General features: G+C 58.1%; 20 protein-coding genes and 1 riboswitch. Of the genes, 11 read left to right on the top strand and 9 right to left on the bottom strand.

From position 1 onward, the window contains the following. The first annotated feature begins 1 nt into the window (after position 1). From BLM14_RS15680 to BLM14_RS15655, 6 genes are read left to right on the top strand one after another with little or no spacing between them, the layout of a single operon-like run. On the top strand, positions 2-1,567 hold the full coding sequence (locus tag BLM14_RS15680) for a type II and III secretion system protein family protein (protein ID WP_100001372.1): 1,566 nt from the start codon (positions 2-4) through the stop codon (positions 1,565-1,567). Positions 1,568-1,581: 14 nt separating this feature from the next. After that, positions 1,582-2,262, top strand: coding sequence for a CpaD family pilus assembly protein (locus tag BLM14_RS15675; protein ID WP_100001370.1), 681 nt, complete (start codon positions 1,582-1,584; stop codon positions 2,260-2,262). Between the two features lie 39 nt (positions 2,263-2,301). Then, positions 2,302-3,585: a CpaE/TadZ family protein gene (locus BLM14_RS15670; protein WP_100000253.1), complete on the top strand. Its 1,284-nt coding sequence runs from the start codon at positions 2,302-2,304 to the stop codon at positions 3,583-3,585. 10 nt (positions 3,586-3,595) lie between these two features. Beyond that, entirely contained in the window at positions 3,596-5,071 is a 1,476-nt protein-coding gene (locus tag BLM14_RS15665) for a CpaF family protein (RefSeq protein WP_100000252.1), read from the top strand. Between the two features lie 27 nt (positions 5,072-5,098). Continuing rightward, positions 5,099-6,112 carry a type II secretion system F family protein gene (locus BLM14_RS15660; protein ID WP_100000251.1) on the top strand — a complete coding sequence of 338 codons (1,014 nt, stop codon included), beginning with the start codon at positions 5,099-5,101 and terminating at the stop codon, positions 6,110-6,112. Between the two features lie 15 nt (positions 6,113-6,127). Further along, entirely contained in the window at positions 6,128-7,153 is a 1,026-nt protein-coding gene (locus tag BLM14_RS15655; protein ID WP_100000250.1) for a type II secretion system F family protein, read from the top strand. A 65-nt stretch (positions 7,154-7,218) separates the two neighbouring features. Here the strand turns inward: BLM14_RS15655 and BLM14_RS15650 are convergent, their stop codons facing one another. Further along, positions 7,219-8,049 (bottom strand): tetratricopeptide repeat protein, encoded by an 831-nt coding sequence (locus tag BLM14_RS15650; protein WP_100000249.1) that lies wholly within the window; start codon positions 8,047-8,049, stop codon positions 7,219-7,221. A gap of 131 nt (positions 8,050-8,180) precedes the next feature. Between BLM14_RS15650 and BLM14_RS15645 the strand changes: the two genes are divergently transcribed. The 3 genes from BLM14_RS15645 to BLM14_RS15635 all read left to right on the top strand — a co-directional run bounded on the left by BLM14_RS15645 (position 8,181) and on the right by BLM14_RS15635 (position 10,837). After that, positions 8,181-9,551: a leucyl aminopeptidase family protein gene (locus BLM14_RS15645; protein WP_100000248.1), complete on the top strand. Its 1,371-nt coding sequence runs from the start codon at positions 8,181-8,183 to the stop codon at positions 9,549-9,551. Between the two features lie 66 nt (positions 9,552-9,617). Continuing rightward, positions 9,618-9,968, top strand: coding sequence for a MarR family transcriptional regulator (locus tag BLM14_RS15640; RefSeq protein ID WP_100001368.1), 351 nt, complete (start codon positions 9,618-9,620; stop codon positions 9,966-9,968). After that, on the top strand, positions 9,965-10,837 hold the full coding sequence (locus BLM14_RS15635) for a C40 family peptidase (RefSeq protein WP_100000247.1): 873 nt from the start codon (positions 9,965-9,967) through the stop codon (positions 10,835-10,837). The genes BLM14_RS15640 and BLM14_RS15635 overlap by 4 nt, the downstream gene beginning before the upstream one ends. Positions 10,838-10,876: 39 nt before the next feature. Here BLM14_RS15635 and BLM14_RS15630 read toward each other — a convergent pair whose 3' ends face one another. From BLM14_RS15630 to BLM14_RS15595, 8 genes are all read right to left on the bottom strand, one after another. Then, a complete protein-coding gene (locus BLM14_RS15630) occupies positions 10,877-11,377 on the bottom strand; it encodes a 6,7-dimethyl-8-ribityllumazine synthase (RefSeq protein WP_100000246.1) in 501 nt (166 codons plus the stop codon). A 79-nt stretch (positions 11,378-11,456) separates the two neighbouring features. After that, positions 11,457-11,620, bottom strand: a riboswitch (FMN riboswitch). A gap of 49 nt (positions 11,621-11,669) precedes the next feature. Continuing rightward, the gene (locus BLM14_RS15625) at positions 11,670-12,629 is read right to left on the bottom strand and encodes a 2-hydroxyacid dehydrogenase (protein ID WP_100000245.1); all 960 of its coding nucleotides are present in this window, start codon (positions 12,627-12,629) and stop codon (positions 11,670-11,672) included. Further along, the gene (locus tag BLM14_RS15620) at positions 12,626-14,254 is read right to left on the bottom strand and encodes an ABC transporter ATP-binding protein (protein WP_100000244.1); all 1,629 of its coding nucleotides are present in this window, start codon (positions 14,252-14,254) and stop codon (positions 12,626-12,628) included. The genes BLM14_RS15625 and BLM14_RS15620 overlap by 4 nt, the downstream gene beginning before the upstream one ends. Further along, positions 14,251-15,399, bottom strand: a complete 1,149-nt coding sequence (locus BLM14_RS15615; protein WP_100000243.1) for an ABC transporter permease — start codon at positions 15,397-15,399, stop codon at positions 14,251-14,253. Before BLM14_RS15615 ends, BLM14_RS15620 begins: the two co-directional genes overlap by 4 nt. Beyond that, positions 15,399-16,502: a microcin C ABC transporter permease YejB gene (locus BLM14_RS15610; protein WP_100000242.1), complete on the bottom strand. Its 1,104-nt coding sequence runs from the start codon at positions 16,500-16,502 to the stop codon at positions 15,399-15,401. Before BLM14_RS15610 ends, BLM14_RS15615 begins: the two co-directional genes overlap by 1 nt. A gap of 30 nt (positions 16,503-16,532) precedes the next feature. Next, positions 16,533-18,398: an extracellular solute-binding protein gene (locus BLM14_RS15605; protein WP_100000241.1), complete on the bottom strand. Its 1,866-nt coding sequence runs from the start codon at positions 18,396-18,398 to the stop codon at positions 16,533-16,535. Further along, positions 18,395-20,308: an extracellular solute-binding protein gene (locus tag BLM14_RS15600; protein ID WP_100000240.1), complete on the bottom strand. Its 1,914-nt coding sequence runs from the start codon at positions 20,306-20,308 to the stop codon at positions 18,395-18,397. Before BLM14_RS15600 ends, BLM14_RS15605 begins: the two co-directional genes overlap by 4 nt. Positions 20,309-20,419: 111 nt before the next feature. After that, the gene (locus BLM14_RS15595) at positions 20,420-21,061 is read right to left on the bottom strand and encodes a c-type cytochrome (RefSeq protein WP_100000239.1); all 642 of its coding nucleotides are present in this window, start codon (positions 21,059-21,061) and stop codon (positions 20,420-20,422) included. A 260-nt stretch (positions 21,062-21,321) separates the two neighbouring features. Between BLM14_RS15595 and BLM14_RS15590 the strand changes: the two genes are divergently transcribed. Continuing rightward, positions 21,322-22,065: a 3-deoxy-manno-octulosonate cytidylyltransferase gene (locus BLM14_RS15590; protein WP_100000238.1), complete on the top strand. Its 744-nt coding sequence runs from the start codon at positions 21,322-21,324 to the stop codon at positions 22,063-22,065. Then, the gene (locus BLM14_RS15585; protein WP_204251963.1) at positions 22,065-22,928 is read left to right on the top strand and encodes a prephenate dehydratase; all 864 of its coding nucleotides are present in this window, start codon (positions 22,065-22,067) and stop codon (positions 22,926-22,928) included. The genes BLM14_RS15590 and BLM14_RS15585 overlap by 1 nt, the downstream gene beginning before the upstream one ends. The last annotated feature ends 2 nt before the right edge of the window (positions 22,929-22,930 follow it).

Raw genomic sequence — 22,930 nt, 5'->3', positions numbered from 1 at the left:
CATGGATAAGCGCGGCGATCGCCTATCCCGTTCCTGGAGAGCAGTAGCGGTTGTCCTTGGCTGCGGATTGGCAGCCGTTCCATTGCACAGCACGGCAATTGCCGAGAGCAACGTCGTGAAGCTGAACCAGAGTCAGGGCGGGGCCAAGCGCATCAATCTGGGCTTGAGCAAGTCGCTGGTTGTTGACCTTCCGGCCGACGCTTATGACATTCTCGTTGCCAATCCGACGGTCGCCGACGCTGTTACCCGCACGGCGCGCCGCATCTATCTCTTCGGCAAGCAGGTCGGGCAGACCAATGTCTTCGTCTTTGGCCCGAATGGTGAGCAGCTTGCCAGTTTCGATCTGGTTATCGAGCGCGACGTCGCGGGGCTTGAGAGCAGCCTGAAGAAATACATTCCGGATTCCGACATCAAGGTCGAACTCATGAATGACAACGTGATCCTGACCGGAACAGTCCAGACGCCGCTCGATGCCAAGAGGGCGAGTGACCTCGCCAATCTTCTGGTCTCAGGCGGTGAAGCGACAACGGGACAATATGCGATCACTGCATCCGGACAGGGCGGCAGCAATGGCGGCGGCGGTTCGGACGTTGCGATCAGCGATCCGGACGAAGCACGCCAAACCAGCAAGATCGTCAATCTCATTCAGATCGTGGGCGAGGATCAGGTCACCCTCAAGGTGACGGTGGCCGAGGTCAGCAGATCAGTCATGAAACAGCTTGGCGTCAATTTGATTGCGCGGGGCAGTTCGGATGGCATCGACTATTCCGCCGTGTCCGAAAACCTGGCATCGCTCGTGGGCAAAAGCCTCTCCAATTCAGGCGCAAGTCTCGGGGCCCAAATAGGCAGCACCGCCATTCAGTCCTATCTCAATGCAATGGAACTGGCAGGCGTGATGAAAACCCTCGCCGAGCCGACATTGACGGCGGTCTCTGGCGAAAAGGCCACATTCAAGGTCGGCGGCGAATACAATCTGATCGATGGACAGACTGTCGAGGAGCGCTCGGACGGTACTGAGCGGGTCGGCCAGACCCATAAGGTCATCGAATACGGCATTGGCCTCGAGTTTTTGCCGGTTGTATTGTCGCCAGGACGTATCAGCCTGAGAGTGCGAACTTCGGTATCGGAGCCGACGCTGGAATCGCCGGTGGCGGTGAGTGCAGGTATCAGCAAACCTTCCACCACTATTATCTCCCTACGCAAACGGCTCGCCGACACGAATGTCGAGCTGCCCTCTGGCGGTTCCATCATGATTGCAGGCCTCATACGTGACGAAACACGGCAGGCCATCTCCGGTTTTCCCGGTTTGTCGAAGGTTCCGGTCCTCGGCACCTTGTTTCGCAGCCGTGAATTTGTGCGCAACGAAACGGAACTTGTGATCATCGTCACGCCATATCTTGTACGCCCGGTTGCACGGACGGCGCTCGCCCGCCCCGACGATAATTTCAATCCCCCCAGTGATGCCGCCGGCATTTTCCTCGGCAAGGTCAACCGTGTCTACGGCACGAAGGAAGCCAACCTGCCTGACGGGCGCTACGAGGGCGTCGTCGGTTACATCTACAAATGAGCAAGGACCAGGCGATGTCAGTAGCGAACAAGTCTCTCCCCATGAAGCCGGTCCTGGCTCTGCTTGCCGTAACATTGCTGGCGGGCTGCGCATCGCGCGACATGACCGTCAACAGCATTCCGGATGACTACCGGACCAACCATCCGATCGTGATCTCGGAGAAAGAGCAGATTGTCGATATTCCGATCGGTCATGCGGACACCAAATTGTCGATGTCACAGCGCAGCATCGTCCAGAACACGATAGCCAATTATCGCAGCAACGGTTCCGGTGTCATTCATATCCTGCTTCCGACCGGTTCGCCGAACGAGCGGGCCGCCTCACGCTTGCGAAATGACGTCGCTGCAACCCTGCGCCGGGGCGGCGTCAAGCCATTCAACATCTCCAGCGAGCGCTATCCCGCTGGCGGCAGCGAGTCGCCGCCCATGCGCCTGGCCTATTCGGCGATGACGGCGTCGACCGCGCCATGCGGTCAATGGCCGAAGGATGTGCTCGATACGGCTGACAACAAGCATTATGCCAATTTCGGCTGCGCCAATCAGAACAATCTGGCCGCACAGACCGCCAATCCGGCCGACCTGCTCGGACCGAGAGCAACGACGCCAATCGATGCTGAACGGCGCGGCGTCGTCATCGACGGCTACCGGAAAGCAGATTCGTGGGTCTACGAGCCGGCCATGGAAGTCGATTATTAATGATTTGGTTCACCCCCAGCCGCAACAGTGGAAAAGAGCATGAGTCAGTTGGCCTTTGAAACAGAAAATCAGCCAGGGGATAACAGCGACCGATCCACGGGATCGGGTCTGCACGCTCATCGGCCGATTCCACGGATATCGATCCAGGCCTTTTGCGAAAGCGACGCTGTTGCCAAGCAGATCGGGCGTGCAAGCGAAGACCGCCGCATGGCCAAGGCCCACACCCAAGTGCATATGGGCGGCGTAGAGCGCGCCGTCGAATTGTTCCAGACGGTGCCGACGCCCAACCTGATTCTGTTGGAAACATCGGTCGCACCGCGCGATATGCTGCAAAACCTTGCCGCGCTATCGGAGGTGTGCGACCCCAGCACCAAAGTGGTTATCATTGGTCATTACAATGACGTCTGGCTCTATCGCGAGCTGATCCGCAATGGTATTTCCGAATATATGGTCGCGCCAATCGATTTGGCCGAAATCATCGGGGTGATCGGCGGGTTGTTCGTCGATCCGGAGGCAAAGCCCCTTGGCAATGCCATTGCGTTCATCGGTGCAAAGGGTGGTGTCGGCGCCTCGACCATTGCACACAACATTGCCTGGGCAATCTCCTCGCTCTTCAAGAACGAGGTGGTTATCGCCGATATGGACCTGCCCTATGGCACGGCGAACATCAATTTCGATCAGGACCCGGCACAAGGGATTGCGGAAGCCGTATTTTCTCCCGAGCGCATCGATGATGTCTATCTCGATCGCCTGCTGGCGCAATGTGCCGAAAACCTTTCGCTTCTTGCAGCCCCGTCAACACTCGATCGCGTCTTCGATTTCCGCGACGATTCCTTTGCCCACCTGATCGATGTGGCGCAGCGGTCCGTTCCCCACGTCATTCTCGATGTGCCGCACTCCTGGAACGGATGGACCCGCACAACGCTGGCGCGTGCCGATGAGGTGGTTATCGTCGCATCGCCGGAACTGGCGAATCTTCGCAACACGAAGAACCTGCTCGATACGCTGAAGCAGCTTCGCCCCAACGACGCGCACCCCAGGCTCATACTCAATCAGGTTGGTATCCCCAAGCGCCCCGAAATCGCTCCGCTCGATTTTTGCAGTCCGCTCGGGATCTTGCCGATGGCCACGATCCCCTTCGATCCGGCGCTGTTTGGCAGTGCTGCAAACAATGGACGGATGCTGGCAGAAACCGATTCTGGCAATCCGATTGTTCAGAGCATCAACGAGATTGCCCACATCCTGACGGGCCGCATGACGCTGAAGGCCAAGAAGAAGCCGGGACTGTCTTCGGTTTTGTCCAGGTTGAAGCGCAAGAAGTAGAAGAGGCATCATGTTCGGTAAACGCGGCGGCGCCGGTGGAAATCAACAGGTTCAGGAATTTCGGGCGGTAGCGCTCGAGACAGTGTTGCCGCCTGTTGCAGCAATAGCGGCCGAAGCCAGCCGGTTGCCCCGGGATATTCTGGAGCCAAGGCGTTCTCCGGTCGAGGCTCCAAAGCCGGTCGCACCGCCGTTGCGCGAGAAGAATGAAGCCTATTACGATACGAAATCGCAGGTTTTCGCTGCACTGATCGACACCATCGATCTTGCGCAACTGTCAAAGCTTGATCCCGAGGTCGCACGCGAGGAAATCCGCGATATCGTCAATGACATCATCGCGATCAAGAACTTCGCCATGTCGATTTCAGAGCAGGAGGAACTGCTCGACGACATTTGCAACGATGTTCTCGGCTACGGCCCGCTTGAGCCGCTGCTTGCCCGCGACGACATAGCCGATATCATGGTCAATGGTGCCCGCAAGACCTATATCGAAGTGCAGGGCAAGGTCCAGGAATCCGGCGTCCGGTTCCGCGACAACCAGCAGCTTCTCAATATCTGCCAGCGTATCGTCAGTCAGGTTGGCCGCCGTGTCGATGAATCGAGCCCGATCTGCGATGCGCGTTTGCCCGACGGTTCCCGCGTCAATGTCATTGCGCCGCCGCTCGCCATCGACGGCCCGGTCCTGACCATTCGTAAATTCAAGAAGGACAAGCTGACCCTTGACCAGCTCGTCCGCTTCGGTGCGATTTCTCCGGCCGGCGCGGAATTGCTGCAAATCATCGGGCGTGTCCGCTGTAACATCGTCATCTCCGGCGGTACGGGTTCGGGCAAGACGACACTTCTGAATTGCCTGACGAATTACATCGACAAGGATGAGCGCATCATCACCTGCGAGGACTCGGCGGAATTGCAATTGCAGCAGCCGCATGTGGTGCGCCTCGAAACGCGACCGGCGAACCTGGAAGGCGAAGGCGAGATCACCATGCGTGAGCTCGTCAAGAACTGCCTGCGCATGCGTCCCGAGCGGATCATCGTCGGCGAAGTGCGCGGACCGGAGGTCTTCGATCTCCTTTCGGCGATGAACACCGGCCACGATGGGTCCATGGGAACCATCCACTCCAACAGTCCGAGGGAATGCCTGAGCCGTATCGAATCGATGATCGCCATGGGCGGCTTTGCCCTGCCGCAGAAAACCGTGCGTGAAATCATCGTCGGTTCTGTCGATATCATCATCCAGGCGGCGCGCCTTCGCGATGGTTCGAGGCGCATTACCCACGTGACCGAGGTCATCGGCATGGAAGGTGATGTGATCATCACACAGGATCTGGTCGTCTATCAGATCACCGGCGAGGACGCCAATGGCAGGTTGACCGGGCACCATGTTTCGACCGGTATCAGCCGGCCGCATTTCTGGGAAAAGGCGCGCTACTACAATGAAGACCGCCGTCTCGCCAATGCTCTCGATTCAATGGAAACGGTGAGGAACTGACCATGGCGGCGCTGGGGGAAGCAAGAAATGTTCGGGCTTGATCTGGCGCAACTCGCCTTTGTCGGCCTCATCGCGCTGGCGTTCGCGGGCCTGGCCTACGTCTTCTTCTTTGAATCGATGGCCCGTCAGAAGAAGACGGACGATCGCCTAAAATCTGTCAAGCTGGCCGCAACGGACAGCCTCGGCAAGTTTGCGGTTCGGGACCGCCAGGCCGAAGCTGTCAAACGCCGCAAATCCGTTCAGGATACGTTGAAGGACATCGAAGTACGCCAAAAGCTGCGTGACAAGAATATCAAGTCGCCGCCGCTTAAGATGCTGATCCAGCAAGCCGGGATGAAGGTGCCGGTGCACCGGTTCTATCTCTATTCCGTCATTACGGGCATCATCGTCGCCGTATTGGGTGTCGTTCTTGGCTCGCCGCTCTATCTCGCGCCGGGATTGTTTCTGGTAGGTGCTTTCGGTCTGCCCCGCTGGTTCGTCTATTTTCGGCGGGGTCGTCGCATCAAGGCTTTCCTCAGGGAGTTTCCCAACGCCATCGATGTGATTGTGCGTGCCATTCGATCCGGCCTGCCGCTCAATGATGGAATTCGGCTTATTGCGCAAGAATCGCAGGAACCGGTACGCGGCGAATTTCGCCGTTCGGTAGATGCTCAGCAGGTTGGCGTGAGCATTCCTGAATCGGCGATGCGCATGTCCGAATATATGCCGTGCCCCGAAGCCAGCTTTTTCGGCATTGTTATCCAGATCCAGTCACAGGCGGGTGGTAACCTTTCCGAAGCACTCGGCAATCTTTCTCGTGTCCTGCGCGACAGAAAAAAGATGGAAGCCAAGGTCCAGGCGCTATCGATGGAAGCCAAGGCTTCGGCCTATATCATTGGTGCGCTGCCGTTCATCGTTGCAACACTGGTCTATTTGACCAGCCCTAAATACATCATGATCCTTTTCCAGACCGACACGGGTCACGTCATCCTCGGTTGTGCCGCCACATGGATGTCGATTGGCATCATGGTCATGAAGAAGATGATCAACTTCAAGTTCTGATCGGAAAGACTTCGGATGATTACCACCATTGCCAAAGCCATGCACGACCCGGCCTTCATCTTTGCGGTCCTTGTCGGGATCTCCATTTTTGCGACACTCGTGACTTTTCTCATGCCGATGCTTTCAGGCTCGGGTTTGAAATCGCGGATGAAGTCGGTTGCGCTGGAGCGGGACCAAATCCGCTCGCGTGAACGGGCGCGCATGGCGACCGAGAGCGAAGGTCGCCGCAAGAATTCCGGTAATTCCTTGCGCATAATGGAACGGCAAGGCGTCCGGCAGTTCGTCGAGAGGCTGGATCTTCAACGGGCACTTGCCGACGAGAAGACGGTTTCCTCCCTGCGCACGGCCGGCTTTCGCGGACAGAATGCCCTCAACATCTTCCTGGCGGCACGTTTCGGGCTGCCATTCGTGACGCTCGGCCTGGCTGCCTTCTGGATTTTCGGCATGGGTGGCCTGGCTGACAAGTCGACGATGATCCGGATGGCTGCCTGTTTCGCCGGCGCCTATGTCGGCTTTTATCTGCCAAATCTCTATGTGCGCAATGCCGGTAGCAAACGTCAGCAATCAATCCAGATGGCTTGGCCCGACGCGCTGGACCTGATGCTGATCTGCGTTGAATCGGGCATGTCTATCGAGGCAGCTTTCAAGAAGGTTTCTGAGGAAATCGGCGTTCAGTCCGCCGAGCTTGCCGAAGAACTCGTGCTGACCAATGCCGAGCTTTCATTTTTGCCCGAGCGGCGTCAGGCCTATGACAATCTTGCGATCCGCACCGGGCTCGACACGGTCAAATCGGTGGTGCAGGCCCTCGTTCAGTCCGAACGCTACGGAACGTCAATTGGAAGTGCTTTGCGTGTCCTTTCCGATGAAAGCCGCGAGGCGCGCTTGATGGCTGCCGAGAAGAAGGCGGCTGCATTGCCGCCTAAACTGACTGTGCCGATGATCGTCTTCCTGCTGCCGGTGCTCTTCGCCGTCATTCTTGGCCCCGCCTTCATTCAGATATCCGCACAGGGCGGTATATTCGGCCCGGCGTCGCCCAAATGATATGACTTGCTCATTAAAAAAGCCGCTCGAAATGGAGCGGCTTTTTTGATGTTCTGGAATGGAGATCAGCTCTTCGGCTTGTTCTTGTCCTTGAGCATGCTCCACGAATTCTGCTGCGATAGCATCGACCGCAGATACTTGATATTGGCCTGCGCCTGCTGCGGCGAGAGTTCCTGCTTTGCGATCGTCTCGGCCTCGTCAAACCGGCCCTGCAGGCCCACAACCAGCGCGAGATTTTGCCGGACGCGGCTATCGGAACCCGATGCGCTGACAGCTTTGCGCATATAGCTTTCCGCCGTGCTCAGCTCACCCGAAAGCACGTAGGACATACCCATATTGGAAAGGATCGAGGCCTCGCTGGGATTGATCTGCAGTGCCTGGCGGTAAAGGTCGCGGGCTTCACCGGTCTTCCCCAATTGATCGAGAATGGCGCCCTGGGCTGAAAGCAGTTTCCAGTCGGGATATTCCGGCGTCTGGGCGCGCTGCAACGCATCGAGCGCGGCTTCGAATTCACCGCTGCTGGCGAGCGCCTTACCATAGGCTGCAAGAACCTCGCGATCTTTTGGATATGCAATGGCAAGGCTGCGCATCACGGCAAGCGCCTGGTCGCTGCGGCCGGTCATGCGCAGCACCGTGGCAAAATTCACCGCCGCCGTCTTATCTTTCGGATTGGCCTGATAGCGGGCACCAAGACTGGTCGAAGCCTGCATCAACTGCTGCTCGTTCATCTGGTCAAAATTACCGGTGGGAACGGCGGCGGCGGCGCTTGCAGGTGCGATCGACCCGGTAGTGGTCTTGTCCGTTGTGGCACAACCAGTCATGCCCGCTGCTACCGCGACGATAGCGACGGAAAAAATGAAGCGGCGATTACGTTGAATAATGCCTGCGCTTGTCATAATTTGCCCCATCCACAGCACAAATCATCTGTGCATTAACCCATTCCCATGGATTAGAAATATTCTGTTAACCCTAACGGACCGTTAATGACGTCCCCGTGGGATGCGCAGATTGATCGAGGAGAAATGCCATGCCTGCTGAAATCACCAGGAAAAAAACCGCGAACAGCAAGCCGGTGTGGTTTGTACAACAGGGCGGCCTGGATAGTGCTGGACTGGACGGTGGAGCGCTCGCCTGGGCCAACGCCAATGGCTTCGATGGACAGCCGGGGCGGGTATTGATCATCCCCGGTGAAAAGGGTGAAATTTCCGGCGCCCTGCTTGGCATCGGAAAGGACGATTCCAGACTTGCCGCCGGAAAACTGGCGACCGGCCTGCCAAAGGGTTCCTGGCACCTGGCAAGCCCCGTCGATGAGCCTGACCTTGCAGCGCTGGCTTTTCTTCTCGGTGGTTACAAGTTCGCCCGTTATGCGAAAAAGGACGATGTTGACGTCACGCTGACGCTGCCCGACGGCGCGGACAAGGCCGATGTGAAACGCCTTGCGAAGGCCGTCACTTTGGCACGCGACCTCATCAACACGCCGACCAATGATATGGGGCCTGAAGCGCTGGAAGCTGCGGTGCGTGATGTGGCCGGCGAGTACAAGGCTTCGGTCAGCGTTATCAAGGGCGATGAGTTGTTGAAGAAGAACTTCCCGATGATCCATGCCGTCGGCCGGGCAGGGAGCGAAGAGCCGCGGCTGATCGATCTCGAATGGGGCAGGAAGGATGCGCCGAAGGTCACGCTGGTCGGCAAGGGCGTGTGCTTTGACACCGGCGGTCTCGACATCAAGCCATCGAGCAGCATGTTGCTGATGAAGAAGGATATGGGCGGTGCCGCCAATGTTCTGGCGCTGGCGAGCATCATAATGGATGCAAAGCTGCCGGTGCGGTTGCGCGTTTTGATCCCCGCCGTCGAAAACTCGATTTCTGCCAATGCCTTCCGGCCGAGCGATGTGCTGACCAGCCGCAAGGGCCTGACGGTCGAGATCGGTAATACCGATGCGGAAGGGCGCCTCGTACTGGCCGACGCGTTGTCGCTGGCCGATGACGAGGAACCGGAAATCCTCATCGACATGGCAACGCTGACGGGTGCAGCACGCGTGGCACTCGGTCCGGACCTGCCGCCCTTCTATTCCAATGATGACGCCTTCGCTTCTGACATTGCCAGGGCTGCCGACGCGGTTGCCGATCCGCTCTGGCGCATGCCGCTGTGGCAGCCCTACGATGCGAAGCTTTCTTCGCGCGTCGCCGACATGAACAATGTGACGAGTGACGGCTTTGCCGGTTCGATCACGGCGGCTCTGTTCCTGCAGCGTTTTGTCGGCAAGGCGAACATTTGGGCGCATTTCGATATTTTCGGCTGGAATCCTGTCGAGAAGCCGCATGCACCCATTGGCGGCGAAGCTCAGGCTATCCGTGTGCTTTACCATCTTTTGAAAGAGCGCTATCCGGCCAAATGAGCTGCTTGCACCTTTCGCGCTCAGGTCTAAAATGGAACGGAACCGAAATGATCTCGGATGCCGTTCATGAATATCGAGTTGAAGCCGATCCAGGCGCTGACATTGTGGAAGGAAGTTGCGCTTTCGGAAGTGCGCGATGACGCCCATGATCTCACCATGCGCCAGCTGGCTGTGCTCCTGACCGTCTATCTTGAGCCGCCGCCGCATACGATACGCGGCATGGCTGCAAAGCTCGAAGTGACAAAACCGGTCATCACCCGTGCTCTTGACACAATGGGCGGCTATGGGCTGGTCGATCGCCACCGCGACGAAAAGGACAAGCGCAATGTTCTCGTCAAGAGAACGGTAAAGGGTGCGCTCTATGTTGAAAGGCTCGGCGATCTTGTCATCGCCAAAGCAAGAGGATTACCGCTTTGAAAGCTGAAAACCCGACATTGGACAAACGGTTGAACGCGTTCCGGCCGGACCTTGCGGACGAAAATCTGCGCGGTACGGTTGAGGCAGAGCGCTTCGCCGCCGGCAAGCCGATGCGTATCGCCGATCCTGTGGTCGATGTCCGCTCCGAACCGCGCGGCGATGCCGCTATTACCACGCAGTTTCTTTACGGCGACGATGTCCTCGTCTTCGAGGACGACAATGGCTGGTGCTGGGTTCAGAACGAGCGTGACGGCTATGTCGGTTATGTCGTGGATACCACACTCGACCGCCGGGCGAATGAACCGACGCATGTGGTCATCGCTCCGCGGACATTCGTCTATCCGGGTTCGGATCTGAAGTTTCCGCGGACGAAGGCGCTATCGATAGGTTCACTGGTGACCATCGAGGGCGGTGAGGAACGGCGCGGGACGCTCTACGGCATGTTGCCGAGCGGCGAGGCGGTCATTGCCAAGCATCTGGTTCCGATCGACGAGGTCACGGACGACCATGTCGCCGTCGCCGAAACGCTGATGCATACACCCTACCTCTGGGGTGGCGTTTCGGGGTTTGGTATCGATTGCTCGGGCCTCGTGCAACTTTCTTTGCTGATGACCGGACTGCCGGTATTGCGCGACACCGACATGCAGGCGGCTTCCATTGGCGATCTCATCGAGCCGGACAAGGACTATCACAATCTGCAGCGCGGTGACCTCGTCTTCTGGAAAGGCCATGTCGCAATGATGGCAAGCCATTCAATGCTGCTGCATGCCAGCGGCCATGCGATGAGCGTCACCCTCGAGCCGCTGCGCGATGCCATCGAGCGTATCGCCTATCTCTATGGCAAACCGACTGCGGTGCGGCGATTGTAGGGTGAAGTGCCCGCCGCTTGCGCAGCGGGCAGCACTGCATCAGGCAGCCGTCAGTTCCGCCACTTGCCTTAAGGTCTTGATGATCTGCAGGCAGGCGCGGGCAGCTTCCTGGCCCTTGGTCAGGAAATGCCGGGTGAAGAAGTCGATATGTTGTGCATGTTCCTGAAAGTGGTGCGGCGTCAGCACGGCCGATAACATGGGAACGCCGGTTTCCATCTGTGCCGTGAGAAGTGCATTGACCACGGTTCCGGCAACGAAATCGTGCCGGTAGATGCCGCCATCGACAACAAGGCCGGCAGCGACGATCGCATCGTAACGCCCGGTCTGTGCCAGCTTCTTGGCAAGAAGCGGGATATCGAACGAACCCGGTGCGTCATAAACGTCGAACCGCTCGGGTTTGACACCCTGGCGCTGCAGCTCGCCTTCGAAGCCGATGCGGCATTGATCGACGATATCCGCATGCCATCGCGCTTGGATGAAAGCGATGCGCGGTGCTGGTGATGAACTATATGGGGTATTGTTATTCTGGAACTGATCCATGTCTTTCTCCTTCGAGTTGACGTGAATCAGGGCACAACCAAAGACAGCAAAATACCGCCTTTCGGCGGTCCGGCCTTTCAGTTGTTCTCTTTCATCCGGACTATACCGTCGGCTTCGGAATTGCACCGAAATCTGCTGACCTCTCCGGAGTGCCGGAAAGCGCTCGCGGGCTCGCACCTGACACCTTGAGGGCACCCAGTGATCACCGCCGGTGGGGAATTGCACCCCGCCCTGAGAACACTTAACGGCCGCACCATAGTCGAAGCGTTGGGTGCGGCAAAGGCAAATTTTGCTAATACTGCGCCGCCCTGTCGACGATATTTTTCAACGGCTCACCGCGCTCATAGGATTCGATCTGCGCGACGATTTCCGGAACAAGTGCCTGGGGGCTGGAGCTCGCGGCCGCATGCGGCGTGATCATGACCTGCGGGTGGGTCCAGAGCGGGCTGTCCTTCGGCAGGGGTTCCTTGTTGAACACGTCGAGCGTCACTGCCGACAGCATGCCGCGGTCGAGCGCCGCCAGAATGTCGGCTTCGTTCTGCAATCCGCCACGACCGGCATTGATCAAGGTCGGAGCGCCGAGCGGACCGTGCGGCTTCATCTGCGCAAACATGGTCATCGACAGGATACCCTTGGTTTCCGGCGTCAGTGGTAATAGGCAGACGACAATATCGACCTCCTTGAGGAAATCCCTCAGGCCGTCCTTGCCAAAATGCGTGGTGACACCCTCTATGGTCTGCAGGCGGCGGCTCCAGCCGCTGACCCTGAAGCCGAGCATGCGCAATTTCTGCGCCGCGTCGCGCCCGAGAACACCGAGGCCGAGAATACCAACCGTTACCTCATGCGCCGCGGGCTGGCGGCGGTCCTCGCGCCAGACGCGCTGGCTCTGCTGCTGGCGGTAGCGAAGGCCGAGCCGTTGATGGTCGAGCACCTGCCAGACCACATATTCGCTCATGCGCATGGTCAGGTCCGGGGAAACGATACGGACGATCGGAACATCGGGTATTTGCTGGTCGTGAAAAACGTGATCCACACCGGCGCCGAGCGAGAAGATCACTTCGAGATTGGGCAATCCGGCAAGCGATCCCTGACGCTGTTTCCATACGAGGGCGTAGCGAATCTTGTCCTTGTCCGTATCGGCATTGAGCACGAGCTTGCGGCTTGGTGCCGTCTTGGCAAATTCAGTCTGCCATACCTCCGGATCCCACCCCGTAACGGCCAACAGAATTGTATCGCTTGCATTCCCAGTCATTCACTAACCGCTCCCTGTTCGGCCGTTTCTATCCTGAAGGCGGCAGCCATCAGGGCTTTTGTATAGTCGGTCTTGGGTCGTGCGAAGATTTCCTCCGATGGACCATATTCCACTGCCTTGCCATTGCGCATCACCAGCACGTCATTGGCAAGCGCCTTGACCACCTTTAGGTCGTGGCTAATAAAAAGATACGCCAGATTGTGCTTCTGCTGCAATGAGCGCAAGAGATCGACGACCTGTGCCTGCACGCTCATGTCGAGCGCCGATGTCGGCTCGTCCAGCATGACGAAACGCGGATTGAGCACCATGGCGCGTGCTATCGCGATGCGCTGGCGCTGACCGCCAGAAAACTCATGCGGATAGCGGAAACGGTTTTCCGGATCGAGGTTGACTTCCTTCAGCGCCGCAACGACACGGGCGTCGCGCTGATCGGCTGAAAGCCCGGGCTCATGCACCTGCAACCCTTCGGCGATGATGTCGGAAATCGACATGCGCGGCGACAGGGAGCCGTAGGGGTCCTGAAAGACAATCTGAAGCTCGCGGCGCAGCGGACGCATCTGCTTGAACGAATACTGGTTGATGTCCTTCTCGCCAAAGCGGATCACACCTTGCGACGAGATCATCCGTGACAGGGCAAGGCCGAGCGTCGTCTTGCCGGAGCCGGATTCGCCGACGACGCCGAGTGTCTGACCGGCGCGGATCGTGACGTCGATCCCATCAACCGCCTTTACGTGGTCGACAGTCTTGCGCAGGAAGCCTTGCTTGATCGCGAACCAGACCTTGATCTGTTCCCCGCGCATGACCGGATCCGCCGTAAGATCGGCCGATGGCGGATTGCCTTTCGGCTCGGCAGCGAGAAGATGCTTTGTATATGCATGCTGGGGATTTTCGAAGATTTGCCTGGTCGGGCCGGTTTCGACGATCTTGCCGCCGGTCATGACGCAGACGCGGTCGGCGATCTTGCGGACGATGCCGAGATCATGGGTGATAAAGAGCATCGACATGCCCTGCGCGGCCTTGAGATCCGCCAGGAGCTTGAGGATCTGCGCCTGCACCGTCACATCGAGCGCCGTGGTCGGCTCATCGGCGATCAGCAGTTTCGGCTTGTTGGCAAGGGCCATGGCGATCATGACGCGCTGGCGTTGTCCGCCGGAGAGCTGGTGCGGATAGGCGGACATGCGCTTTTCCGGCTCGCGAATGCCGACTTCCTCGAGTAGCGCCAGGGTCCGCTGCCGCGCCGCCTTGTCGCCCATGCCCTGATGCAGTTTCAAGACTTCGCTGATCTGGTCCTCGATCGTGTGAAGCGGATTGAGCGATGTCATCGGCTCCTGGAAGATCATGGTGATGTCATTGCCACGGACGCGGCGCAGATCGGTCTCATCCTTGTCCAGAAGGTCCTCGCCATTGAACAGGATCTGGCCTGAAGGGTGCGAGGCAGGCGGATAGGGCAGCAATTTCAGGATCGACAACGCCGAGACAGATTTGCCGGAACCGGACTCGCCGACAAGCGCCACGGTTTCGCCCTGCGCAATGTCGAAGGAAATATGATCGACCGCAATCGACTCGCGTCCATTTTGCGTGAATGCAACGGAAAGGTCGCGAACAGAGAGGAGGGGGGCACTCATTTGAAAGCCTTGCGCGGATCGAAGGCGTCACGTGTCGCTTCGCCAACGAAAATCAGCAGCGACAGCATCAGCGATATGACGATGAAACCCGTGAGGCCGAGCCAGGGCGCCTGCAGGTTGTTCTTGCCCTGCGCCAGCAATTCACCAAGCGATGGCGAGCCGGGTGGCAGGCCGAAGCCGAGGAAATCGAGCGACGTCAGCGTGGTGATCGATCCATTGAGGATGAAGGGCAGGAAGGTCAATGTCGTCACCATGGCGTTGGGCAGGAGATGCCGGAACATGATCGTCCGGTCACGCACGCCGAGCGCCCGCGCGGCATTGACATATTCGAAGTTGCGGGCGCGCAGGAATTCAGCGCGGACAATGCCGACAAAGCTCACCCAGGAGAACAGCAGCATGATGCACAGGAGGATCCAGAACCCGGGCGGCAGGATTGAAGCCATGATCAGCAGCAGATAGAGTGTTGGGACAGAAGACCAGATTTCGATGAAGCGCTGGGCGATAAGATCGAGCCAGCCGCCGAAATACCCCTGCAATGCGCCTGCGGTTACGCCGATGACGGCGGAAGCGGCAGTCAGGATCAGGCCGAAGAGCACCGAGATGCGGAAGCCGTAGAGCGCGCGGGCGAAGACATCCCGCGCCTGGTCGTCGGTGCCGAGAATGTTCATATTGCCGAAGGTGCAATTGGCATCGTTGACACCCTGCGCATAGCGGGCGCAGCGCTCTTCCGGCGTATAGAGCCAAAAGGGCTTTGACGGCGCGGTATCGGGCAGCTCATTGTTGACGGTGCGGTAGGAATAGCGGACCGGCGGCCAGATCGCCCAGCCATTGGCATTGATCTCGTCCTGGATCATCGGGTCGCGGTAATCGGTGACCGCATAGAAGCCACCGAATTTCTCTTCGGGATAGTCGACGAGCACGGGGAACAGGATCTCGCCCTTGTAGGAAACGAGGATCGGCTTGTCGTTGGCGATGAATTCGGCGAAGAGCGAGCCAATGAACAGAAAGAGGAAAATCCATAGGGCCCACCAGCCGCGCCGGTTGGCCTTGAAGTTCTGCCAACGGCGCGCATTGAGCGGCGACAGGCGCGGTCGGCGAACGGGGAGGGCCCTGGGTGTGGATTGCGCGCCGGCGATATCGGTCATCAGACATCCCTCCGCTCGAAATCGATACGCGGATCGATCCATGTGTAGAGAAGATCGGAGAGAAGACTGACGACGACGCCGACAAGCGCGAAGATATACACCGTGGCGATCACCACCGGGTAATCGCGGTTGATGATCGATTCATAGCCAAGGAGGCCAAGGCCATCGAGCGAAAAGATCGCCTCGATCAGGAGCTGACCGGTGAAGAAGATGGAGATGAAGGCGCTGGGGAAGCCGGAAATGACGATCAGCATAGCATTGCGGAACACGTGGCCGTAGAGGATCTTGCGCTCGCTCAAGCCCTTGGCGCGGGCCGTCGTCACATATTGCTTGCGGATTTCATCGAGGAACGAGTTTTTGGTGAGCAGCGTCGTCGTGGCGAAGGCGGAGAGCAGCATGGCAGTCAGGGGCAATGCCAGGTGCCAGGCGTAATCGACGATCTTGCCGAAGAGGGAGAGCTGCGAGAAATTGTTCGAAGTCAGACCGCGCAAGGGGAACCAATCGAAGAACGAGCCGCCGGCAAAGAAGACAATCAGCATGATGCCGAACAGGAACCCCGGTATCGCATAGCCGACGATGATGACACCGCTGGTCCATATATCGAAGGTCGAGCCGTCCTTGATGGCTTTGCGGATGCCGAGCGGGATGGAAATCATGTAGGAAAGCAGCGTCATCCACAGTCCGAGAGAAATGGAGACGGGCAGCTTCTCCTTGATGAGATCGATAACACTGATGTCGCGGAAATAGCTCTTGCCGAAATCGAAGCGGATGTAGTTCCACACCAACAGGCCAAAACGTTCCAGCGGCGGCTTGTCGAGACCGAACTGCTTTTCCAGGCTGGCAATGAAGGCGGGATCGAGCCCCTGTGCGCCGCGATATTTCGAATTGTTTGTCCCAACGCCAAGCTGGTCCTGGCTCTGGCCGAAATCCGCGCCACCGCCACCAATGCGATCCATGGCGTTGCCACCCTGGCCGGTAAGCTGGCCGATGATCCGTTGCACCGGACCACCGGGGACGAATTGCACAATGACGAAACAGACAAGCAAAACCCCGAACAGGGTCGGTACCATCAAAACCAGGCGGCGGAGAATATAAGCTCCCATCAGGAGCTCCCTGTCAATGCCGCGATCATATCAAACCTTGCCAATTGCCTTTGCCTTTGCTTCGTCAAACCACCAGAGCGTCTCAACCGGAAAACCGTAATCGGGCTTTGGCTCCTTGAAGCCGAACATGTCCCAATAGGCGACGAGGTGATTCGCTGAGTACCAATTTGGAATCCAGTCACGTCTTATACGCAAGAGTCGATCAAGAACACGCAGGATTGAAATCAATTCGGTGCGGGAATGCGCGTCGCTGACTTTCGCGATGAGTGCATCAATAACCGGGTCGGCAATGCCCGGGAGGTTGTAGGAACCCGGCGCTGAAGCCGATCTCGAGCCGAATATCGACTCAAGCGATTCCCGTGTCGGAGTAGCAGTAAGCTGAATGGCCATACCCATTATGTCGAAATCGAAATCCTGCAGCCTCGTCTGGTACTGCGCCGGGTCGACAAGCCGCAACGAGGCATTGATGCCGATCGCCTGGAGATTGTTGATGAAGGGCGAATAGACGCGGGTGAATACCTCCGCCTGGATCAGCATTTCGAGGTTGAGCGGCTTGCCTGCTCCGTCCACAAAGCGGTTGCCGTCGCGCTTGAAACCGGCTTCGGTCAGGAGTTCCACGGCGCGTTTCAGGTTCTTGCGGTCTCGCCCCGATCCGTCGGAGGTCGCCTGGATCACCGCTTCGCCGAAAATACTTTCGGGCAGCCTGTCGCGAAACGGCTCCATAAGCGCGAGTTCTTCGGGCGGAGGCTTGCCGCTTGCGCGGAAATCCGACTGTTCGAACAGCGATTGCGACTGCTCATACATGCCGTAGAACAGGTTCTTTTGCGTCCACTGGAAGTCGAAGCACAGCGCAATGGCCTCGCGCACCCTTGGGTCGCGAAAATGCTCGCGGCGCTGGTTGACCGCCCAGGCCTGCAATTGCGGGCGCTTCTCACCGGAGACTTCGCGCTTCAACACGCGCTTCTGCTGGATCGCCGGGAAATTATATTCGATCGCCCAGGTCTTGGCCGTGTGTTCCATGCGCCAGAAAATATCGCCCTTCTTGAAGGCCTCGAATTGCGGCTGACGGTCGCGGTAGAAATCAATCTTGATCCGGTTGAAATGGTTCAGCCCGCGCCGCACCGGCAGGTCTTTGGCCCAGTCATTGACAACCCGTTCATACTCGATGCCCTGACCGGCGGAAACGCTGCCAACGCGATAGGCGCCCGAGCCAAGCGGCGGCTCCAGTGTCGAAGCATCGAAATCGCGGGTCTCATACCAGGTCTTTGACAGGATCGGCATATTGGCGGCGACGTCGAGAATGGCGCGATCGGAGTGCTTGCCGGTGAAGGTGATGCGAAGCGTGCGATCATCTTCCGCAACGATTTCCTTCATTTCCGTGAGAAGCAGCAGAAGCTCGGGGTGGCCTTTCTTTTGCATCGTCTGGAAGCTGAAGACGACATCATGGGCTGTCAGAGGCGAACCGTCATGAAACCGTGCTTCCGGTCGCAGCTTGAATGCGAACGAGTTGCGGTCGGCGGAGACGGTCACGGTCTCCGCTACCAGCCCGTAAATGGAATCCGGCTCATCGAGCGCCGAAGCCATCAGCGTATCGAAACATAGTTCCATCCGTGGTGGCGCGTCGCCCTTCGCCGAGAAGGTGTTGAGCGTGTTGAAGGTTTGCGGTGACTGGTTGAACAGCCAGTTCGGCGGCGAGAAGGCAAATGTGCCGCCCTTCGGCGCATCCGGGTTGGCATAGTCGAAATGCGTGAAATCCTTGGGGTATTTCAGTTCGCCAAAGGCCGAGAGTCCGTGCAGGGGCACACCCGTCGCCACTTCCGCCAGCGCGAGGCGCGGTGCCATTGCAGTCAGGATCGTCGCGCTGGAGACTTTCAGGAGATCGCGGCGATTGATCATTCGGCACGGGCCTTCAGAGCCTGCTCCTTGGTGGTGTCGACCCACCAGGAGAACGGGTCAATACCGACATAGTCGGGCTGCTTCTCCGGCATGCCGAACTTGTTCCAATAAGCGATCTTGATCCGGTCGTCATACCATTGCGGTACGACGTAGTAGTTCCACAGCAGAACGCGATCGAGCGCGTGGGTCGCGGCAACCAGCTCTTCGCGATCCTTGGCAAAGATCACCCGATCGATCAGTTTGTCGACCGCCGGGTTCTTGATGCCCATATAGTTGCGGCTGCCCGGTATGTTCGCAGCCGCGGAACTCCAGAAATCACGCTGTTCATTACCTGGTGACAGGCTTTGGCTCAGGACCACGCTCGGCGTTGTTATGTCGAAATCAAAATCATTCAGTCTCGCCGTATATTGCGCGCTATCCACAACGCGTATCTGAGCATCGATGCCGAGCTTGCGCAAGTTCGCCATGAATGGCCCGATGAAGCGTTCATCGGAAGGATCGTCCGCCAGAAATTCGATCGCAAGGGGCGCGCCGGTCTTGGTGTTGACGAGTTTTCCGTTTTTCTGGTCGTAACCGGCTTCGCGCAGCAGCATGACCGCATGGCGCAGATTATCCCGCTGTGACTGCGGGGTATCGTAAACGGGCAGCTTGTATTCTTTTGTAAACACGTCTGCAGGCACTTCGCCCTTCACCGTCTCAAGAATCTCCAGCTCCTTCCCCGTGGGCAGGCCGCTTGAGGCGAGTTCCGATCCGGAAAAGTAGCTGTTAATGCGTTTGTACTGGCCGAAGAACAGGTTCTTGCTCATGCTCTCGAAATCATAGGCCCAGTTCAGGGCTTCACGGACTTTTGGATCCGCGAATTTCTCTCGCCTGGTATTGATGAGAAATCCCTGCATGCGTCCTGAAGAGCGCAAGGGGAACACCGCCTTGATGACATCACCGCGTTTGAAGGCAGGAAAATCATACTCACGCATCCATTTACCGATGCTTGCTTCACCGCGATAATCCTCGAAACCGCCTTTCTTGAAAGCTTCCCATTCGGCGTTCTGATCGCGGAAATACTCGTAGCGGACACGATCGAAATTATTCCGGCCCACATTGTCGGGCAAGTCCTTGCCCCAATAATCCGCGACACGGCTCCACACGATTGTCTTGCCTGGGACGACACTTTCGATCTTGTAAGCAGACGACCCAAGCGGAATTTCCATCGTGGGTTTGGTTATATCGCGCTGCTTGCCGGAGGCATCTTTCCCCTCCCACCAGTGCTTCGGCAGAACCGGAAAATCGCCCATGATGCTCGGCAGCTCGCGATTTCCAGCGCTTGAGAAGGTGAATGTGACCTCGTGATCCCCGGTTTTCTCGGCCTTGGTCACATCGTGATAGTATTTGTTATAGACGGGACTTTGCGCCTTCAGAACCTCAAATGACCATATCACATCATCAACGGTAATTGGCTGGCCGTCATGCCATCTGGCCGCCGGCCTCAGGCGAAATTTGACCCACGAAAAATCATCCGGATAGGCCATGGCCTCTGCAATGAGGCCGTAGTTCGTTGCAGGCTGGTCGAGTGCTTGGCTGAGAAGCGTGTCATAGAGCAGCCCTCCGCCGACGGTGCTCGGAAACCCTGCTGCAGCGACTCCCTGAACCACGAATGGATTGAGACTGTCGAATGAACCATAGCTGGTCTGGTTTAGCGTACCGCCCTTCGGGGCATCCGGATTCACATAGTCATAGTGTTTGAAATCCGGACCGTATTTCGGTTCGCCCAAGACGCTCGTTGCATGCCGCCATTCCGGTTCTGCCGCATGTGCATTCTGAAAGGTGCCAAGGGTGGCGAAGGCGAGGAAGGCAAGGCTGGCAACAAACGGGCGAAATCGCAAATCAAGTCTCCACAGGTTCTCTTTGATCATCAGTCTAAGAGAAAATGCGGCAGAGAACAGGCCTTCGCTGAAAAAACACGCGGTGTTGATACAAAAAAGCCGGGCACTTGGCCCGGCTTTCGCATGCTCTGATTGTCGACCTCAGTTGGCAGGGGCTGCAGGGGCAGCGCCTTCGGCTGGGGCGGCTGCGCCCTCAGCGGGCTTGGCTGCGTCGCCGGCCGGAGCTGCATCGGCAGCAGGCAGAGGCTTCGGACTGTCGGACAGGGTGCGCAGATAAGCGATCAAGTCGGCGCGCTCATTGTCCTTCTTGTCGCCGGCAAAGCCCATGGCCGTGCCTTTGATGTAGCCCTTCGGTGAAGTCAGGAAGTGGTTGAGGTGATCAAAGGTCCACTTTTCAGCGCCGCCCTTGGAGAAATCCTTCATGGCGCCGGAATAGCTGAAGCCTGCATGGGTTGCGATCGGACGGTCGACAATGTCCCAAAGGTTTGGGCCAACCTTGTTCGCTCCGCCCTTATCGCCCGTATGGCAGGCAGCGCAACGCTTGAAAATCGCTTCGCCGCGGGCCGCATCGGCAGAAGCCAGAAGCGTCGCGATCGGCACGGCGGCAGCAGCTGGGGCGCCAGCTTCAGCTTCACCACCAGCCTCGGCGGCCTCGATGATAAAGCCGGGTTTTTCGGGTGCATGTGAGTCGAATATGAAATCGGACAGGATGCCTGCCGTCATGACAACGAATACGGTTGCCAGAAACGCCATGGCATATTTGTTGAATGGGGTCGATTCCATCGTCGATCATTGCTCCATTTGTGTCCTGTTCAAATGTGCTGGACGCGGAGTTCCTGTTCGCGCTTGCCAGTGCAATACAGGAGCTTTGTGTTCAACACACTTGCGGAGGTTCTCAATATCTGGTCAATGCAGATCGCTGCATTTTGTGACGAGAGTCCCCTCGTGATCGCGCGGAAACTAGGTCTTTTGCTTTGCGTTTGCAACACATATAAGGGCGGTTCTGCCTGAGACTTTTTGACACCGTAGGCGCATGTGCAACGATGAAAATACTGACACTTATACCTGCCCGAATGGCTTCCACCCGGCTTCCAGACAAACCCTTGGCCGATATTGCCGGCAAGCCGATGATCGTGCATGTAGCTGAGCGGGCCAAGGCTGCGGGGCTTGGCCGCACCGTGGTAGCGACTGACAGCCTCGATGTGAAGTCAGCCGTGGAAGCCCACGGCCTCGAAGCGGTCATGACGCGCAACGATCACGAATCCGGCTCGGACCGCATTTACGAGGCGCTGCTGGCGTTGGATCCTGACGGTACCGTCGATGCTGTGGTCAATGTGCAGGGCGACTTGCCGACCATCGAGGCGGATATCATAAAGCGTGCGCTGTTGCCGCTGCAGAACGGCCCCGCCGACATCGGCACGCTCGGCGTCGAGATCCGCCGCGACGACGAGAAGACCAATCCGAACGTGGTGAAGATCATCGGCTCGCCGATCGGCGAGGACCGGATGCGGGCGCTCTATTTTACCCGCGCCACCGCGCCATGGGGCGACGGTCCGCTCTATCATCACATCGGGCTCTATGCCTATCGGCGCGCTGCGCTCGAGCGTTTCGTTGGTCTTGGCCCGTCGCCGCTGGAGCGGCGCGAGCGCCTCGAACAGCTGCGTGCGCTGGAGGCAGGCATGCGCATCGACGTGGAAATCGTCGATTCGGTGCCGCTCGGCGTCGATACCCCCGAAGATCTCGAACGGGCACGAGACATTCTTACTTCTACAAAAGGCAATCGATAATGGCTAAGACCAACCGCATCTCCTTCCAGGGGGAACCCGGCGCGAATTCCGACACGGCCTGCCGCAACATGTTTCCCGAGATGGAGCCGATGCCTTGCCCGACGTTCGAGGATGCGTTCAACGCAGTTGAAAGCGGCGCCGCTGACCTTGCCATGATCCCGATCGAAAACACAATCGCCGGCCGTGTCGCCGATATTCACCATCTCCTGCCGGAATCGCGCCTGCATATAGTCGGCGAGTATTTCCTGCCGATCCATTTTCAGCTGATGGTCCTGCCAGGCACGAAGCGCAGCGACATCACGTCCGTTCACAGCCACATCCACGCGCTTGGCCAATGCCGTAAATATATCCGCAAGAACGGCTGGAAGCCGGTAATTGCCGGAGATACAGCGGGCGCAGCGCGGCTTGTTGCCGATGTCAACGACAAGACAATGGCCGCACTGGCGCCGCGTCTCGCCTCGGATCTTTACGGCCTTGATATTCTGGAAGAGGATGTCGAGGACACCGAAAACAACGTCACGCGTTTCGTCGTTCTCAACAAGACCAAGAAATGGGCACCTCGCGCCTCCGACGAGCTCATGATGACGACCTTTGTTTTCCGCGTCCGCAACGTTCCGGCGGCGCTGTATAAAGCCATGGGCGGTTTCGCTACCAATATGGTCAACATGACCAAGCTCGAGAGCTACCAGATCGACGGCAAATTCACCGCCACGCAGTTCTATGCTGATATCGAAGGCCATCCAGAAGACAAGAACGTCGCGCACGCGCTGGACGAGTTGGAGTTCTTCTCCAAGGAAGTGCGTATCCTCGGCGTTTACCCGGCGGATACGACCTTCCGCAGCACGCAGGGCGAAGAAGAGTAGGG

This window comes from Phyllobacterium zundukense (assembly GCF_002764115.1).
GTDB classification, from domain to species: Bacteria; Pseudomonadota; Alphaproteobacteria; order Rhizobiales; family Rhizobiaceae; genus Phyllobacterium; species Phyllobacterium zundukense.
Note: the sequence above shows the minus strand (reverse complement) of the source record. Positions and strands in the feature narration are given on the sequence as shown.

Bases quoted from the DNA above. Each gene is read 5' to 3' on its own strand.
- BLM14_RS15680 (WP_100001372.1), top strand. From the start codon at position 2: ATGGATAAGCGCGGCGATCGCCTATCCCGTTCCTGGAGAGCAGTAGCG.
- BLM14_RS15675 (WP_100001370.1), top strand. From the start codon at position 1,582: ATGTCAGTAGCGAACAAGTCTCTCCCCATGAAGCCGGTCCTGGCTCTG.
- BLM14_RS15670 (WP_100000253.1), top strand. From the start codon at position 2,302: ATGAGTCAGTTGGCCTTTGAAACAGAAAATCAGCCAGGGGATAACAGC.
- BLM14_RS15665 (WP_100000252.1), top strand. From the start codon at position 3,596: ATGTTCGGTAAACGCGGCGGCGCCGGTGGAAATCAACAGGTTCAGGAA.
- BLM14_RS15660 (WP_100000251.1), top strand. From the start codon at position 5,099: ATGTTCGGGCTTGATCTGGCGCAACTCGCCTTTGTCGGCCTCATCGCG.
- BLM14_RS15655 (WP_100000250.1), top strand. From the start codon at position 6,128: ATGATTACCACCATTGCCAAAGCCATGCACGACCCGGCCTTCATCTTT.
- BLM14_RS15650 (WP_100000249.1), bottom strand. From the start codon at position 8,049: ATGACAAGCGCAGGCATTATTCAACGTAATCGCCGCTTCATTTTTTCC.
- BLM14_RS15645 (WP_100000248.1), top strand. From the start codon at position 8,181: ATGCCTGCTGAAATCACCAGGAAAAAAACCGCGAACAGCAAGCCGGTG.
- BLM14_RS15640 (WP_100001368.1), top strand. From the start codon at position 9,618: ATGAATATCGAGTTGAAGCCGATCCAGGCGCTGACATTGTGGAAGGAA.
- BLM14_RS15630 (WP_100000246.1), bottom strand. From the start codon at position 11,377: ATGGATCAGTTCCAGAATAACAATACCCCATATAGTTCATCACCAGCA.
- BLM14_RS15625 (WP_100000245.1), bottom strand. From the start codon at position 12,629: ATGACTGGGAATGCAAGCGATACAATTCTGTTGGCCGTTACGGGGTGG.
- BLM14_RS15620 (WP_100000244.1), bottom strand. From the start codon at position 14,254: ATGAGTGCCCCCCTCCTCTCTGTTCGCGACCTTTCCGTTGCATTCACG.
- BLM14_RS15615 (WP_100000243.1), bottom strand. From the start codon at position 15,399: ATGACCGATATCGCCGGCGCGCAATCCACACCCAGGGCCCTCCCCGTT.
- BLM14_RS15610 (WP_100000242.1), bottom strand. From the start codon at position 16,502: ATGGGAGCTTATATTCTCCGCCGCCTGGTTTTGATGGTACCGACCCTG.
- BLM14_RS15605 (WP_100000241.1), bottom strand. From the start codon at position 18,398: ATGATCAATCGCCGCGATCTCCTGAAAGTCTCCAGCGCGACGATCCTG.
- BLM14_RS15600 (WP_100000240.1), bottom strand. From the start codon at position 20,308: ATGATCAAAGAGAACCTGTGGAGACTTGATTTGCGATTTCGCCCGTTT.
- BLM14_RS15595 (WP_100000239.1), bottom strand. From the start codon at position 21,061: ATGGAATCGACCCCATTCAACAAATATGCCATGGCGTTTCTGGCAACC.
- BLM14_RS15590 (WP_100000238.1), top strand. From the start codon at position 21,322: ATGAAAATACTGACACTTATACCTGCCCGAATGGCTTCCACCCGGCTT.
- BLM14_RS15585 (WP_204251963.1), top strand. From the start codon at position 22,065: ATGGCTAAGACCAACCGCATCTCCTTCCAGGGGGAACCCGGCGCGAAT.